Origin of the sequence: Bacillus sp. Marseille-P3661 (genome assembly GCF_900240995.1) — a bacterium.
In the GTDB taxonomy this organism is placed as follows: domain Bacteria; phylum Bacillota; class Bacilli; order Bacillales; family Bacillaceae_J; genus OESV01.
Map to the genome: position 1 here is coordinate 109400 of NZ_LT965955.1, position 15805 is coordinate 125204.

The following is a 15805-nucleotide window of genomic DNA, read 5'->3' on the forward strand; positions in this document are numbered from 1 at the left end:
ATAATCCTCCTCTCTATATATCTAGATTTTGAACATAACTAGCATTTTCTTGAATAAAGTCACGGCGTGGCTCAACTTTATCACCCATTAAAATGTCAAATATTTCATCCGCTTCCATTGCATCTTCAAGCTGCACTTGCAATAGTGTTCTAGTAGATGGATCCATTGTTGTTTCCCACAGCTGCTCGGGGTTCATTTCCCCAAGACCTTTGTAACGCTGTAATCCTGGTTTAGGTGAATCTGGAAGCTGACTCATGATTTTTTCCATCTCTCTATCATTATAGGCATATTCTATTCTTTTGCCTTGTTGAATCTTATATAAAGGCGGCTGCGCAATATATACATAGCCATTTTCAATAATTGGTTTCATATAACGATAGAAGAATGTTAGTAAAAGTGTACGGATATGCGCACCATCTACGTCGGCATCGGTCATAATAACAATCTTATGGTATCTTGTTTTTCCAATTTCAAAATCCTCACCAATGCCTGTTCCAAGTGCGGTTATAATCGTCCGAATTTCATTATTTGATAAAATTTTATCTAGTCTTGCCTTTTCCACATTAAGTATTTTCCCTCTTAGTGGAAGGATTGCTTGAAAATGTCGGTCCCGCCCTTGTTTCGCAGAACCTCCGGCAGAATCACCCTCAACAATATACAGCTCGCTTATGCTTGCATCCTTAGAAGAGCAATCTGCAAGTTTACCTGGTAGGCTAGAAACCTCAAGTGCACCTTTACGACGTGTTAATTCACGTGCCTTTTTGGCAGCAATTCTAGCTCTTGAAGCCATTAAACCTTTATCAACAATTTTCTTGGCAACTGTTGGATTTTCTAATAAAAACTTCTCTAATTGCTCAGAAAATGTAGCATCAACAACAGTTCGTACCTCACTGTTTCCAAGTTTTGTTTTTGTTTGTCCTTCAAATTGAGGATCAGGGTGTTTTACGGAAATAATGGATGTTAAACCTTCACGAACATCGTCCCCAGTCAGGTTCGGATCTGACTCTTTAAATAAACTATTTTTCCTTGCATAGTCATTAATAACACGTGTTAAAGCTGACTTAAATCCAGCTTCATGTGTCCCGCCTTCATATGTGTGAATATTATTGGCGAATGAATATATATTACTAACATAGCTATCATTATATTGAAGTGCAATTTCACAAGTAATCCCGTCTTTTTCACCTACAACAAAAACCGGCTCTTCGTGAATAACCTCTCGCGAACGGTTGAGATGTTCGACATAAGATTTTATACCGCCTTCATAACACCATGTTGCTTTTTTGCCTTCAGGGCGTTTATCTTCAATTGAAATTTCCAAACCACGATTTAAAAATGCTAACTCGCGAAGACGATTAGCTAGTATATCAAATTCATATACAGTCGTTTCTTGGAAAATCTCAGGATCTGGCGTAAAGTGTACAATAGTACCTGTTTTATCTGTTTCTCCGATTACCTTCAAATCAGCGGCAGGAATCCCACGATTAAAGACTTGATGATGGATCTTTCCATCACGATGTACAAATACTTCTAATTCAGTAGATAGAGCATTTACAACTGAGGCACCAACACCATGTAAACCACCTGAAACCTTATATCCGCCACCGCCAAACTTACCACCGGCGTGAAGAACAGTCATAATTACCTCAACAGCTGGGCGTCCCATTTTTTCATGAATACCCACTGGAATCCCACGTCCGTTATCCTCAACAGTTATACTGTTATCCTCTTCAATTCTCACAATAATTGCTGTACAATATCCAGCTAGAGCCTCGTCGATACTATTATCAACGATCTCCCATACTAAATGATGAAGACCTTTTGAACTTGTTGATCCAATGTACATTCCAGGACGTTTTCTTACTGCTTCTAAACCTTCAAGTACTTGTATTTGATTTTCATCATAACTTTGTTCTACCATTGTTTGTTTTTCTTCCATGGCCACTTAAATCACCTTTTCTAAGCATTATTCACCCAAAATTTCTAACTCTGATATATATTGTGACCGTCTCTTCAACGTATTTGTTGCCAACGGTGAAAAATATATTTGATTAGTCGTTACAACAATTGACTTAATAGACCCATTAATTTCAACAATATTGTTTTTCGAGTGATTTAACTCAATAAATTCAGTTAGTATTGTAGAAGAATTTATTAACTCGCCATCGATTATTGCGATTACATCCTTAGACTGAATCACTGTTTCTTCACCTAAATGTATAAACACCAGTTTCTCCACCCTTAATTTGAGTTAATCCCTGTTTACTAGAATGTAAACTTCCTTATGATAAGGCTTTGTTAAATGCGGATGTTGATTTCCTCTCCAGGATGCTCGCGGGATACCGCGGGGCGGGCGGTGAGCCCCCTTGGCGCTTTGCGCCTGCTTGGTCTCACGGGATATCCCTCAGGAGTCTCGCACCTTCCGCTCCAATCAACATCAACACTAAACGTCATTATAAAAATAAATTTAATTATTTCTTCTAATTATTTAACTAGTCAGTAGGGGATATGGATACTTCCATTTTGTGGAAATATTAAGTGATTTCACCCTGACTCACTTCAAGCTTTGCTGCTTTCTTTAAAGTTTCATGATGAATCCCTTCAACACTTGTAGTCGTTACAAAGGTTTGAACTTTACCTTGAATTGTATTTAATAAATGTGATTGTCGATAATCATCTAACTCTGAAAGGACATCATCTAAAAGAAGAATTGGATATTCTCCAACTTCCGCTTTAATTAGTTCTATTTCCGCAAGCTTTATGGAAAGAGCTGTTGTCCTTTGCTGTCCTTGTGAACCAAATGTTTGAACATCTTTTCCATTTACAAAAAATTGAATATCATCTCGATGTGGTCCAGCTAATGTAATTCCTCTTTCTATCTCTCTACTTTTAATTTTTTCAAATTTTTCATAGTATACTTCTATCATTTTTGACAAGTCTATGTGCTCTGATACATCAACCGAAGGATTATACTGAATTGTCAATAATTCTAACCCTCTAGATATACCATGATGGATTGGTTCTGCCCATTCTTGAAGTAATTTTAAAAAGTGATATCGTCTTTTGGTTATTTTTACAGCTACATCTACTAGTTGATTCGTCAGAATTTCTAGCATCATATTACTTTTTTTGGGGTCTTTATGATACTGTTTTAATAAATGATTACGCTGCTGTAGAATATGACTATATTGATTTAAATCATACATATAAACAGGCATTACTTGGCCTATTTCTATATCAATAAAACGACGTCGAACCTGAGGACTACCTTTAACGAGATTTAAATCCTCAGGTGCAAACATAACAACATTGAGCGCGCCGATATAGCTGCTCAGTTTTTTTTGTTCTAATGAATTGACTTTCGCTTTTTTGCCTTTATTTGAAATAATGAGCTCAAGTGATAACGATTGAGTACTTTTTTGAGCCCTACCTTCTATTTTAGCATATTCTTCATCCCATTTGATAAGTTCTTTGTCGCGGGACGTCCGATGCGATTTTGCAATCGCTAAAACGTAAATACTTTCCAGCAAATTTGTTTTCCCTTGAGCATTTTCTCCAAGGATCACGTTTACTTTATTCTCAAAAGAAATATGCGCTTTATGATAATTTCGATAATTAGTTAACGTTAAATCTGTTAAAAACAAAGGGATGCCCCCTTTTTTGTCCTGTACTTTATAAGAAAATTAATTTCTGCAAGGACTTATTATGTAATTTTTGACTACAGCTAAGTCTTTTTTATTCCTCAAGTTTCTGACTGACAACTTGAAAAGTTTCACCAGCTACTGTTACTGTATCACCATTTACTAGTTTTTTTCCTCTACGATTTTCTTTTTCACCATTAACAAAAACATCATGCTCACTTAAAAACCATTTCACTGCACCACCTGTATCAAGAATTCCAGCTAATTTCAAAAATTGCCCTAATGTAATGTATTCAGTTGAAATCGATACTTCAGTTTGCATTGGAAATACACCTCATCTTAATTAGACTATATCTTGGAGCTCCCCCAAACTTTTAGCCCTTCTTCCTATTTTACTAAAAGTTATCACATAACAAAAGTGTAAGCAGGACCATTTTGCTCGTCTTATTTTTAAAATAGGTATTTTTTAATAATAATTACTATGAAATCAGAAGTTAACGGCTGCGTAAAAATTACTCATAATATTGGACTTTGGCTATACCTTAACCTAATTTCAATCATTACATAAAGAAAAGCTGACAGGATGTACTTAAACTCACTGATCAGCTTTCTTTAAATGTCTAGCACAAGCGACAGACCAGAGCGCTTGTGTTTTTCTAACTTTCCTTAAATTATTAATATGTTCTAACCGGTAAGATAAGCTGTAAAATCGAATCGTCATGGGTTGGTTTGATGACAAATGGACGCATTGCACCAGTAAAGTTAATTCTAATATCTGTACTGTCTAATGCTTTTAAAGCATCCATCATGTATTTAGCACTGAAGGAAATTTTTAATTCCTCTCCTGTAACAGATTCGCATTCTACATATTCTTCAACTTTACCTACTTCAGGCAAAGTAGTTGAAACTTGGATTTGATCATGTTCAAATGTTGTTAATTTTACAACATTATTTCGACCTTCACGTGCAAGGAGAGATGCACGGTCAATTGCACTTAAAAATTCTTTTGTCGTTAAAATCATTTCAGTTTTATTTTCGTTAGGTATTAGTCTTGAAGTATCAGGGTAATTTCCTTCAAGAAGTCTGGAGAAAAATAATAAATATTTAGTTTTAAATAATATTTGATTTTCTGTAATAAATATATCAATTAACTCATTTGTATCTTCTAGAATCTTATTTAATTCATTTAAGCTTTTTCCTGGAATAACAACACTTGAATTTAAATGAATCTCTCCATTTTCGATAGGAGCTTTTCTCATTGCAAGACGATGGCTGTCGGTTGCTACACAAAACAATTGGTTATCTTCAATTTTCCAATTAACACCTGTTAAGATAGGGCGTGTTTCTGATGTTGAAACTGCAAAAACAGTTTGTCGAATCATTTGCTTTAATAAATCTATTGGTAGTTGAAAAACATGATCATTAGAAATTTGCGGTAACTGTGGATATTCTTCTGGATCTAAGCCAACTAAATTAAACTCTGCACTGCCTGAGACAATTTTGATTGAATAATTGTCTTGCACTTCGATATTCACAGTTTCTTTAGGAAGTTTTTTTACAATCTCGCTAAAGAACTTAGCTTGTAGTACAATGCTACCACTTTTGAGTACCTCTACATTTTGGTTTTCTTCATCTTCTACAGGAATAAAACTTTCAATTGAGATATCAGAATCACTACCAGTTAAGGTTACACCTTCTTCTGTAGCAGTCATTTTTATTCCTGTTAAGATAGGTACGGTTGTTCTAGAAGAAACAGCCTTCATTACATCATTAACACTTTCAACTAATTTATCTTTTTGAATCGTAAACTGCATTATACGAATGCCTCCTAATTTGTCATTTTTTCAAAATTGTTGGCATAACTATTAAACTTATTAATATAAAAGAAAAATAGTAATAATAGTAATAGGGGGTGTGAATATGTGGATAACGTCAATTTTACAAGCTCAGAAAAGTCTATCCACATGTGGATAGACTGTGTGTAAGGTTGCTCAAGTTATTCACAATATCCAGTATTACTATTTAAGTTTTTCGCGAATCTCTTTAAGACGACGTTGAAATTCACTATCTGTTTCTAACATTTTTGTAATTTTTTCATGTGCATGTATCACCGTCGTATGGTCTCTTCCTCCAAATTCTTCCCCAATTTTAGGTAACGATGAATCTGTAAGTTCTCGAGATAAGTACATGGCAATTTGTCTTGGGAATGCTACTGATTTTGTGCGTTTTTTAGCTTTAAAATCCTCTAACTTTATATGATAGTGTTCACCAACAACGCGTTGTATTTCTTGAATGGTGATCACTTTTGGTTTAGAGCCAGGGACAATATCTTTTAAGGCTTCAGCGGCTAAGTCTGGATTTATATCTTTGTTGATTAATGAAGAATAAGCAACAACGCGAATAAGTGCACCTTCTAATTCTCTAATATTCGTATCTATTTGGTTTGCAATATAAATCATTACCTCATTTGAGATGTCTAAGCCTTCCGCTTTAGCTTTTTTCCTTAAAATCGCTATTCTTGTTTCTAAATCCGGCGGTGTGATATCAGTAATTAAGCCCCACTCGAATCTTGATCTTAATCGATCCTCTAAAGTTGGAATTTCCTTAGGCGGCCGGTCACTAGAAATAATAATTTGCTTACTTTCCTCATGCAATGTATTAAATGTATGGAAAAATTCCTCTTGAGTTGATTCTTTCCCAGCAAGGAACTGAATATCATCAATTAATAAAACATCAACTTTTCGGTACTTATTACGAAAATCTACTGCTTTATTGTCACGTATAGAGTTTATGAACTCATTTGTAAATTTTTCTGAGGATAAATACACGACCTTTGCATTAGGATTATGCTCTAATACATAATGTCCGATCGCATGCATTAAATGTGTTTTTCCTAATCCAACGCCCCCGTAAATAAATAAAGGATTATAGGCTTTAGCTGGTGCTTCTGCAACTGCTAGCGAAGCTGCATGGGCAAAGCGATTACCTGATCCAATAACGAATGTATCAAATGTGTATTTAGTATTTAACATGCTTTGAGGCATTTCATCGGATGAGTCCTCAACTTTTTTCTGCTTAGTGGCATTTTCAAACTTTAATTCTTCTTCTTGATGGAATTGAGGAATTACAAATTTAATCTCTAATTCGGCCCCTGTTATATCTAAGATTGTCTCGGCAATTAATTGTGAGTATCGCGACTCAAGCCAATCACGTGCAAAATCGTTAGGGGCTGTGATTACTAATGTATCATTTTGTAATGAGTGAGCTTTAGTTGATTTCAACCAGGTTTCAAAGCTAGGTTTGCTCAATTTTTTTTCTATTGCCTCTAACGCTTTGGTCCATAAGTCCGAGATGTTTTCCATTTTGCTAAACTCCCTCCTTTAAACCTTATTAAATTAACGTCCCCACAGTTATGAAGGAGGGTACAAAAATGCATGTACAAGTTTTGTACACCCTCATTTTTCTTCCATGCATACGAATGTATAAAAATAAAATCCACAACCTTAGCCAATAAATATATAATATAGTAGAAAAATGCTTATTCGACTTTTTCACAGAATTGTGGACAAAATTCTTCACAGATGTGAGTATAAGTATCCACACTTTATCCACATCTGTGGATAAAGTAACTTACGAGAAAGAGTGAAAACACAAATATAATAACAAATAAACCCTTACAATGCAATGATTTTCACTACTTTATCCACATACACAACAACTTGTGGATTTTGTTTATCCACAGTACTATATTTTGTGTAAAGGTTGTCGATAACTTGTAAATAATAAAAAAAATGTCGAAAAAGATATCCACAAGGGAGGAGAGGGTGAATTTTTTTAAAGTTATACAAAATTAAAATAGATAAATGTCTAATATGAAATTTTTGCAGTTTTATTAAAAACTATGCTTAAAACGAAAGTGAAAAATAAATATTACCTGTTTATAAAAAATAAACTTGAAATTACTAGGCGATCTGTTGTAACCTTATAAAGTCAGAAACAAGATTGACATTCATTAGTATGTTAACTATAATTAGAAGGACTGTCTTTTAGAGTTTTTCCTCAGGGAGGTGCAATAAATGAAACGTACTTATCAGCCAAATAAGCGTAAGCGTAAAAAGGTACACGGATTCCGTAGCCGTATGAGCACACCAAACGGACGTAATGTTCTTGCTCGTCGTCGTCGTAAAGGAAGAAAAGTGTTATCAGCATAGGCCACTGAACAGATCAGTGGTCTTTTTTCTAGATGTTTTGTTCTGCTATCATAATTGATATAGAATGAATGATAGTATTAGAAAAACACAAGCGCCCTGGTTAACCCTACAAACGGGAAACAATATAACTCAAGGCGCTTGTTTTTCTAAAATTGGAGTGAAAATTATTGAACAAACGGAATAGAATTAAGAAGAATGAAGAGTTTCAAGATGTATTTAAAAAAGGGAATTCAGTTGCCAATCGACAGTTTGTTGTCTATACATTAGCTAAACCAGAGCAATCAGAACTGAGGATCGGGTTATCTGTCAGCAAAAAAGTTGGAAATGCTGTTATAAGAAATCAAGTAAAGCGCTATATACGCCAAACCTTTACCGAATTAAAGGATGATTTAAATCAGCAGCTTGATTATGTCATTGTTGCTCGTCAGCCAACAGCTACAATGGATTTCCATGAAACGAAAAAGAGTTTAATACATGTTTTGAAAATTGCAAAGGCTTTCGTTAGAAAGATTAATTAAGTTTTTTTCTGAAAATTACATGGAATTCTTTGAGTTTGGGTATATGTCTAGGGTAAAATAGTAATAGAATCTTCTACTGAAAATAGGGTAATTAAACTGCAATGTCTATTGCTATCATGTAACATGTGAATGTTTAAATAAACTTATAGCAATTGATATTTAATTTAAAGCCTTCATAGGTAAGTATCGGATAAGATTGTAATGATAAATAATGAACTTTTAGTTTATCGTTATTAAATCGATGAGCTATTTTCATACATAGATGCTATATAGAAGGAGGAAGAGGATTTGAAGAAAAAGATCGCGCTGATAGGAATTTTAGTAGGACTATTAGCGATTTTATCTGGATGTACAGAAATAAATGCTCCGATAACAGCTGAAAGTGAAGGGGTTTGGAACAAATACTTCGTGTATCCATTATCCTGGTTAATCGTTTATTTTGCAGAATTACTTGGTAATAGCTATGGGATATCGATTGTTGTTGTAACCATTTTAATCCGCTTAGTTTTATTACCTTTAATGATTAAGCAAACACAGAGTTCAAAAGCAATGCAAGCAATACAACCAGAGATGCAAGCTCTTCGTGAAAAATATAGTTCTAAAGATCAAAAAACACAACAAAAGCTTCAACAAGAAACAATGGCTCTATTTCAAAAGCATGGGGTTAATCCGCTTGCAGGATGTTTCCCATTACTAATTCAAATGCCAATATTAATTGGTTTCTATCACGCAATTATGAGAACAGAAGAAATTGCTAGACACAATTTCCTATGGTTTGATCTTGGTGAAGCGGATCCTTACTTCATATTGCCATTAGTAGCTGGTGCGACAACTTTCTTACAACAAAAAATTATGATGGCTGGTGTCGACAACAATCCGCAAATGAAAATGATGCTTTATATGATGCCAATCATGATTATTGTGTTTGCTGTAACTTTCCCAGCTGCGTTATCACTATATTGGGTTGTAGGTAATATCTTTATGATTATTCAAACCTATTTCATTAAAGGCCCAGTGATAAAAGAAGCAAAAGAAACAGGAGGCGCTAAAAAGTGAAACAGTTAACTGCCACCGGGACAGGACAAACCGTTGATGAAGCGCTAGAATCGGCTCTAAAGGAATTAAATGCTACTAAAGAAAATACTGAAGTTTCCATAATAGATGAAGGTAAAAAAGGATTTTTGGGTGTTTTTGGGTCAAGACCTGCCATTGTGAAGGTAACTTTGAAAATAGATCCTGTTAATGAAGCCTTAACTTTTTTAACCGATGTTATTCAAAAAATGGGCATCGATGCAACTATTGATGTGAATCGAGATGGCAGAGATATAACTTTTAATATTGCAGGTGAACAGATTGCAATTTTAATTGGGAAACGTGGTCAAACATTAAATTCACTACAGTATTTAACACAGCTTGTACTAAATAAACACTCTCAGGAGTATTTAACGGTAATTATCGATGCTGAAAATTATCGTTTGCGACGAAAGGAAACATTGGTAACTCTAGCAACTAGGCTAGCAGATAAAGCTAAGCGAACAAAAACGAAAGTCGTGCTGGAGCCAATGCCGTCTTTTGAAAGAAAAATTATTCATACTGCGTTATTTGAGGTAGAAGGTATCGCAACTCAATCTGAAGGTGTAGAACCAAATAGGCATGTTGTTATTGTAGCAAAATAACTAGATCTATTAGCGTATAGCATGTACTTACATACTATACGCTTTTTTTGTGCATTTTTTTATCAGTAGTTGTTTGAAAAAAATATCTCTATCTATTTAGCAATCCACGTATTTATACTTTTCATCGAATTCAAGTTACTATAACCTCTTAAGACTAAAGACACGCTTATCGGTGCCCAAAATATATTAGAAGTTGATTTTACCCTTGTGGATAAGTTAAACTAGTGATATTGTTAAAATTTTACCGATTTTTATAAAAAAAGTTATCCACTGTGGATAACTTTTGAGTTTATACCTTAAAATAGTTAAATTGCATTCAAGGATTTAAGTATAAGGAAAGCCGTCGTCATTTGCTATTTTGTGTAAATGACGTGTTTTTCTATTAAATAAACGGAAATAATCGTAAGTGAGGTGAAGAAATATGAAAATGGATTCGATTGCAGCAATATCAACTCCAATGGGAGAAGGCGCCATTGCAATTGTTCGGGTTAGTGGTGATGAAGCGTTTAAAGTAGTAAATACAATATTTAAAGGGAAAAATTTAGAGGCGGTACCGAGTCACACTATTCATTACGGGTTTATTATCGACCCAGAAACCAATGAAAAAGTTGAGGAAGTAATGGTATCGGTGATGAAGGGACCTAAAACATTTACAAGAGAAGATGTTGTTGAAATAAATTGTCATGGGGGCCTTGTTTCTGTTAATCGGGTATTACAACTTGTACTAAATCAAGGAGTACGTTTAGCAGAACCAGGTGAATTTACTAAGCGTGCTTTTTTAAATGGGAGAATTGATTTATCACAGGCAGAAGCGGTGATGGATTTAATTCGTGCCAAAACCGATAGAGCGATGAACGTAGCGATTGGTCAAATGGAGGGGAGATTATCTAAACTTATTCGAGGTTTGAGACAGACGATCCTAGAGACATTAGCACACGTTGAAGTGAACATAGATTATCCAGAGTACGATGATGTTGAAGAAATGACACATAAACTTTTAAAAGAAAAATCGATAGAAATTAAAAATGAGATTGAAAAACTTTTAGAGACATCTAAGCAAGGTAAAATTCTACGTGAAGGATTGTCAACGGTGATTATCGGGCGTCCAAATGTAGGGAAATCCTCGCTATTAAATAGCTTAGTTCATGAAAATAAAGCAATCGTAACAGATATTCCAGGTACAACGCGCGACGTAATCGAAGAGTATGTTAATGTACGCGGAGTTCCATTACGTTTAGTAGATACTGCAGGAATTAGAGAGACAGAAGATATTGTTGAGCGGATCGGCGTTGAGCGGTCTCGTCAAGTGTTGAAAGAAGCGGATTTAATTCTTTTAGTTCTTAATAATGCTGAAGAACTTTCGGATGAGGATCGAAGACTTTTTGAAGCAGTGTCAGGTATGGATGTCATCGTTATTGTTAATAAAATCGATTTAAATTCGAAACTCAGTTTAGATGAAGTTAAAGATCTAGCAAAAAATTACCCGGTTATATCTACCTCATTAAAAGAGGAGACTGGCATTGACTTATTAGAAGAAGCAATCTCGTCTTTATTTTTTAAAGGAAAGCTTGAAGTTGCTGATTTGACGTATGTTTCAAATACCAGACATATTGCTTTATTAAATCAAGCAAAAAAATCAATAGAAGAAGTGCTTTCCGGTATTGAGGTTGGCGTACCGATTGACATGATTCAAATAGATTTTACTAGAACGTGGGAAATTCTTGGCGAAATTATTGGGGATACTGTACACGAGAGTTTAATTGATCAACTGTTTTCTCAATTTTGCTTAGGGAAATAAAAGTGATAAGATTGATAAATATTTTATGTAATGTTCAGCTTTAGCGTCTAGCTTATCGGCTGACCAAGGCGCTTGCGCTTTTCGTATAGGAGGTTTTTTATGGAATATCATGCTGGTTCGTATGATGTTATTGTTGTTGGAGCAGGACATGCTGGCTGTGAAGCTGGTCTTGCTGCTGCAAGAATGGGTGCGAAAACACTTGTTCTTACTTTAAATTTAGACATGGTGGCATTTATGCCATGTAACCCGTCTGTAGGGGGTCCAGCTAAGGGAATCGTTGTACGTGAAATCGATGCTTTGGGTGGCGAGATGGGAAAAAATATCGATAAAACACATATTCAAATGAGGATGTTAAATACAGGGAAAGGTCCCGCAGTAAGAGCATTGCGTGCTCAAGCAGATAAATTTCTTTATCAGCATGAGATGAAACATACTCTGGAAAAAGAAGATAATTTAACGCTTTTACAAGGAATGGTTGACCGTTTAGTAGTTGAAGATGGTGTATGTAGAGGAGTAGTAACGGAAACGGGCGCGCGCTACGAGTCAAAAACGGTGGTAATTACTACAGGAACATTTTTAAAAGGAAAAATAATATTAGGCGAGCTAGCTTATGAAAGTGGACCCAATAACCAACGTCCATCTGTTAATTTATCAAATCATCTACGTGAACTTGGTTTCGATTTAGTTCGGTTTAAAACAGGTACACCACCACGAATTAAGAGTACTTCAATTGATTATAGTAAAACTGAAATACAGCCTGGAGATGAGACTCTTAGATCGTTTTCATATGAAACAACAAAATTTATTACAGATCAAATTCCATGTTGGTTAACATACACAAGTGAAGAAACACACCAAATCATTAATGATAATCTTCACCGTTCACCAATGTACTCTGGTGTAATCGAAGGAACTGGTCCACGCTATTGTCCATCAATTGAGGATAAAATTGTTCGTTTTAATGACAAGCCTCGTCACCAAATATTTTTAGAGCCTGAAGGCAGATATACAGAAGAGGTTTATGTGCAAGGCTTTTCGACAAGCTTACCAGAAGAAGTTCAGGTAAAAATGCTGCGAACTATAATTGGTTTAGAAAATGCCAAAATGATGAGGGCAGGGTATGCGATTGAATATGATGCGGTTGTCCCAACTCAATTATGGCCGACACTTGAAACGAAGCTTATTGAGAATTTATTTACAGCGGGTCAAATTAACGGTACATCAGGATATGAAGAGGCCGCTAGTCAAGGCTTAATGGCAGGTATAAATGCAGCTTGTAAAGTTTTAGATAAAGAGCCTGTTATTTTAGATCGTTCACAGGCTTATATTGGAGTGTTAATTGATGATTTAGTTACAAAAGGTACAAATGAACCTTATCGTCTATTAACATCAAGAGCAGAATATCGATTATTATTACGACACGATAATGCAGACTTACGCTTAACAGAGTTAGGTTATCAAAAAGGGTTAATTTCCGAAGAGCGCTACAAGAGATTCCTAGTGAAAAAAGAGCAAGTTGAAAAAGAAAAGACAAGATTAGAATCGATTATTATTAAACAAACGGATGAAGTACAACAACTTATTGCTGACGCAGGAGGAAGCCCCTTAAAGGATGCTGTTCGGGCTTCAGATTTATTAAAACGTCCTGAAATGAATTATAGCCATATAAAACAAATAGTACCTTCTGAAGACGACTTGTCAGATGAAGTAACAGAACAAGTTGAAATCCAAATAAAGTATTCAGGATATATTGAAAAGTCATTACAGCAGGTAGATAGAATGAAAAAAATGGAAGACAAGAAAATCCCAGCGGATATTGATTATGATGCAATCAAAGGAATTGCTACAGAAGCTAGACAAAAACTTAAAAAGATTCGACCATTATCTGTTGGTCAAGCATCACGTATATCAGGTGTAAATCCAGCTGATATATCAATATTATTAGTTTATATTGAACAAGGTAGAATTGCCCGTGTAGATTAAAATTTAAACTAGTAAATCTTTTAAGAGGTGTAAGTTTACATTCGATTTCACCTCTTTAGCTGATTTACTAAACAACCTTTGAGTTAAAGAGGAACCTTATTATTCTGCCGAACCAATCACCTTGTAAAGGGGCTGAATTATGAATAGTGAACAATTTCAAAATAGCTTGAAGGAAAAAGGTATTTCTTTGTCAGCTAGCCAAATGAATCAATTTGATAGATATTATCATCTTTTGGTTGAATGGAATGAAAAGATGAACTTAACAGCGATTACAGATCAACCAGATGTTTATTTAAAACATTTTTATGATTCTATTACTGCTGCACATTATTTTGATTTTTCAAAGGAGTTTTCAATTTGTGATGTTGGAGCGGGTGCAGGCTTTCCAAGCATTCCTCTAAAAATTTGTTTTCCACATTTGAAGGTTACAATTGTAGATTCTCTGCAAAAAAGAATTACATTTTTAAACGAGTTAGCTAAAGCGCTTGAATTAGAGCATGTTACGTTTTGCCATGACCGGGCTGAAACCTTTGGTCAGAGAGCTGAAATTAGGGAGTCCTTTGACATTGTAATGGCTCGCGCTGTTGCTCGTATGTCCGTTTTAAGCGAACTTTGCTTACCCCTGGTAAAAGTTGGTGGGTTCTTTATTGCAATGAAAGGTGCTAACCTAACAGAGGAGATGGAAAATGGCAGTAAGCCTATTCAAACATTAGGCGGAGAAGTAACAGGTATTAATAGCTTTCAATTACCAATTGAAGAAAGTGAAAGAAACATAGTTATAACTAAAAAGATTAAAAAAACACCTAAGAAATATCCACGTAAGCCAGGAACGCCCAATAAAAGTCCCTTATGGTAAGATAATTTTAGTGTCAAAGTTTCACGTGGAACAACTTTAGCAAAAAATGCAGGATTTGTCGTTTTAAACATAGAATATAATCAATTGTATGTATGGGGAGTCTTAAAAGGTGGTGTATGGGAAGATGAAACACACTTTTTCACGCTTTTTTAGTATAGGGGATAAAATGGTTGAAGAAGAGGAAGTCATTCAGACAGAAAATGAAGAAGTAAAGAAAATTCCTATTGATGCAATTGTTCCTAATCGCTTTCAGCCGCGTACTGTATTTGTTGATGAAAAAATAAATGAATTAATGCAAACAATTAGAACGCATGGTATTATTCAACCAATTGTTGTTCGAGAGTTTGAAAATAATAAGTTTGAAATTATTGCCGGTGAAAGAAGATGGCGTGCTGTAACAAAGCTTGGTTGGGAAACAATTCCTGCGATTATTAAAGAGTTTAATGATACAGAAACTGCTTCTGTTGCGTTAATTGAAAACCTGCAGCGTGAAGAATTATCACCTCTTGAAGAGGCGATAGCTTATGCTAGATTGCTGGAATTACATAATTTAACACAGGAAGCACTTGCGCAAAGACTTGGCAAAGGTCAATCAACAGTTGCCAATAAACTACGCCTTTTAAAGCTACCTGAAGTAGTACAAGAGGCGTTGTTACAAAAGCAAATTACAGAAAGACATGCCAGGGCTTTAATTGCTCTTAAGGAACCAGAGCTCCAAGAAAAACTATTAACTGAAATTATTGACAGACATTTAAATGTGAAACAAACTGAGGAACGAGTAGTTAAACTTCTTGAAGTTAAGGAAAAAAAGCCTAAACCAAAAAGGCGTGCCTTTAGTAAGGATACACGAATTGCAATGAATACAATCCGTCAATCATTAGATATGGTTGCCAGCAGTGGTTTAAAGGTTGATAGTCAAGAAGAAGAATATGAGGATTATATTCAATTTACAATTAAAATACCAAAAAAGAAATAAAATAGATTTTTTAATCCCATCTCGATATGTAGATGGGATTTTGTTAGTTTAAATTAAATTGTCTAGTATCCATATTCACTATCGAACAAAGGCAAATACAGGTATTCGACATGTTTCTATTATGTATGACTTCGATATTTTGACGA

The 15805-nt window shown here is 34.9% G+C and carries 14 protein-coding genes; 8 read left to right on the forward strand and 6 right to left on the reverse strand.

Going from position 1 to position 15805, the window contains the following annotated elements:
* Positions 1-13: 13 nt before the first annotated feature.
* From gyrB to dnaA, 6 genes are all read right to left on the reverse strand, one after another.
* Entirely contained in the window at positions 14-1921 is a 1908-nt protein-coding gene (gene gyrB / locus C1724_RS17550) for a DNA topoisomerase (ATP-hydrolyzing) subunit B (RefSeq protein ID WP_374703475.1), read from the reverse strand.
* Between the two features lie 45 nt (positions 1922-1966).
* Entirely contained in the window at positions 1967-2227 is a 261-nt protein-coding gene (remB, locus tag C1724_RS17555; protein WP_102348057.1) for an extracellular matrix regulator RemB, read from the reverse strand.
* A gap of 307 nt (positions 2228-2534) precedes the next feature.
* Positions 2535-3644, reverse strand: a complete 1110-nt coding sequence (gene recF / locus C1724_RS17560) for a DNA replication/repair protein RecF (RefSeq protein ID WP_102348058.1) — start codon at positions 3642-3644, stop codon at positions 2535-2537.
* A 91-nt stretch (positions 3645-3735) separates the two neighbouring features.
* Positions 3736-3963, reverse strand: coding sequence for a S4 domain-containing protein YaaA (gene yaaA, locus C1724_RS17565; protein ID WP_102348059.1), 228 nt, complete (start codon positions 3961-3963; stop codon positions 3736-3738).
* Between the two features lie 352 nt (positions 3964-4315).
* Entirely contained in the window at positions 4316-5455 is a 1140-nt protein-coding gene (dnaN, locus tag C1724_RS17570; protein ID WP_102348060.1) for a DNA polymerase III subunit beta, read from the reverse strand.
* A 204-nt stretch (positions 5456-5659) separates the two neighbouring features.
* On the reverse strand, positions 5660-7003 hold the full coding sequence (dnaA, locus tag C1724_RS17575; RefSeq protein WP_102348061.1) for a chromosomal replication initiator protein DnaA: 1344 nt from the start codon (positions 7001-7003) through the stop codon (positions 5660-5662).
* A 714-nt stretch (positions 7004-7717) separates the two neighbouring features.
* Between dnaA and rpmH the strand changes: the two genes are divergently transcribed.
* The 8 genes from rpmH to noc all read left to right on the forward strand — a co-directional run bounded on the left by rpmH (position 7718) and on the right by noc (position 15659).
* A complete protein-coding gene (rpmH, locus tag C1724_RS17580) occupies positions 7718-7852 on the forward strand; it encodes a 50S ribosomal protein L34 (RefSeq protein WP_102348062.1) in 135 nt (44 codons plus the stop codon).
* Between the two features lie 167 nt (positions 7853-8019).
* The gene (gene rnpA / locus C1724_RS17585) at positions 8020-8370 is read left to right on the forward strand and encodes a ribonuclease P protein component (protein WP_102348063.1); all 351 of its coding nucleotides are present in this window, start codon (positions 8020-8022) and stop codon (positions 8368-8370) included.
* Positions 8371-8658: 288 nt separating this feature from the next.
* Positions 8659-9426, forward strand: a complete 768-nt coding sequence (spoIIIJ, locus tag C1724_RS17590; RefSeq protein ID WP_102348064.1) for a YidC family membrane integrase SpoIIIJ — start codon at positions 8659-8661, stop codon at positions 9424-9426.
* Positions 9423-10046: an RNA-binding cell elongation regulator Jag/EloR gene (gene jag / locus C1724_RS17595; RefSeq protein ID WP_102348065.1), complete on the forward strand. Its 624-nt coding sequence runs from the start codon at positions 9423-9425 to the stop codon at positions 10044-10046. The genes spoIIIJ and jag overlap by 4 nt, the downstream gene beginning before the upstream one ends.
* A gap of 427 nt (positions 10047-10473) precedes the next feature.
* Positions 10474-11844 (forward strand): tRNA uridine-5-carboxymethylaminomethyl(34) synthesis GTPase MnmE, encoded by a 1371-nt coding sequence (gene mnmE / locus C1724_RS17600; RefSeq protein ID WP_180994339.1) that lies wholly within the window; start codon positions 10474-10476, stop codon positions 11842-11844.
* Between the two features lie 99 nt (positions 11845-11943).
* Complete coding sequence (gene mnmG / locus C1724_RS17605; protein ID WP_102348067.1) at positions 11944-13827, forward strand: tRNA uridine-5-carboxymethylaminomethyl(34) synthesis enzyme MnmG; 1884 nt, start codon at positions 11944-11946, stop codon at positions 13825-13827.
* Positions 13828-13966: 139 nt separating this feature from the next.
* Entirely contained in the window at positions 13967-14683 is a 717-nt protein-coding gene (gene rsmG / locus C1724_RS17610) for a 16S rRNA (guanine(527)-N(7))-methyltransferase RsmG (RefSeq protein WP_102348068.1), read from the forward strand.
* Positions 14684-14807: 124 nt separating this feature from the next.
* Positions 14808-15659 carry a nucleoid occlusion protein gene (gene noc, locus C1724_RS17615; protein WP_102348069.1) on the forward strand — a complete coding sequence of 284 codons (852 nt, stop codon included), beginning with the start codon at positions 14808-14810 and terminating at the stop codon, positions 15657-15659.
* Positions 15660-15805: the final 146 nt, after the last annotated feature.

Coding starts and splice junctions, on each gene's coding strand:
- gyrB (WP_374703475.1), bottom strand. CDS start 1,921: ATGGTAGAACAAAGTTATGATGAAAATCAAATACAAGTACTTGAAGGT.
- yaaA (WP_102348059.1), bottom strand. CDS start 3,963: ATGCAAACTGAAGTATCGATTTCAACTGAATACATTACATTAGGGCAA.
- dnaN (WP_102348060.1), bottom strand. CDS start 5,455: ATGCAGTTTACGATTCAAAAAGATAAATTAGTTGAAAGTGTTAATGAT.
- dnaA (WP_102348061.1), bottom strand. CDS start 7,003: ATGGAAAACATCTCGGACTTATGGACCAAAGCGTTAGAGGCAATAGAA.
- rpmH (WP_102348062.1), top strand. CDS start 7,718: ATGAAACGTACTTATCAGCCAAATAAGCGTAAGCGTAAAAAGGTACAC.
- mnmE (WP_180994339.1), top strand. CDS start 10,474: ATGGATTCGATTGCAGCAATATCAACTCCAATGGGAGAAGGCGCCATT.
- mnmG (WP_102348067.1), top strand. CDS start 11,944: ATGGAATATCATGCTGGTTCGTATGATGTTATTGTTGTTGGAGCAGGA.
- rsmG (WP_102348068.1), top strand. CDS start 13,967: ATGAATAGTGAACAATTTCAAAATAGCTTGAAGGAAAAAGGTATTTCT.
- noc (WP_102348069.1), top strand. CDS start 14,808: ATGAAACACACTTTTTCACGCTTTTTTAGTATAGGGGATAAAATGGTT.